The following is a 401-nucleotide window of genomic DNA, read 5'->3' as shown; positions in this document are numbered from 1 at the left end:
CGCATGGACGGCTGTACCGCCCAAGACGCACTCGAGGGCTTCACGCGCCAGATGAAGAAGGTGCCGGCCTTCCTGCGTGAGAGCCTGACGTACGACCGTGGATCGGAGATGACCTGTCATGTCGAGCTTGCCGAGCGACTGAACCTCGATATCTGGTTCGCGGATCCATACGCTCCGTGGCAGCGCGGCAGCAACGAGAACACAAACGGCCTGCTACGCCAGTTCTTGCCAAAGGGCATGGACCTCTCGGGCGTCACGCAGACGCAATTGAACGATATCGCCAAGCTGCTCAATGGACGTCCTCGCCAGACGCTCGGTTGGAAAACGCCCGAGGAAGCCATGGCCATGGAACTGGCAGCCGAGGGGTTAGCAAAACGTTGCACTTGACTCTAGAAACCGCC

General features: G+C 60.1%; 1 protein-coding gene. It reads left to right on the top strand.

Features of this window, described 5'->3' with window-relative positions:
* Window positions 1-387: IS30 family transposase (locus ACTJJY_RS32130; RefSeq protein ID WP_440607457.1), on the top strand; the 387-nt coding region annotated here is incomplete at its 5' end.
* Between the last annotated feature and the right edge of the window lie 14 nt (window positions 388-401).

This window comes from Bacillus sp. 22475 (genome assembly GCF_052044835.1).
Classification (GTDB): domain Bacteria; phylum Bacillota; class Bacilli; order Bacillales; family Bacillaceae_G; genus Bacillus_A; species Bacillus_A cereus.
This window is presented reverse-complemented; position numbering and strand designations above follow the sequence as displayed.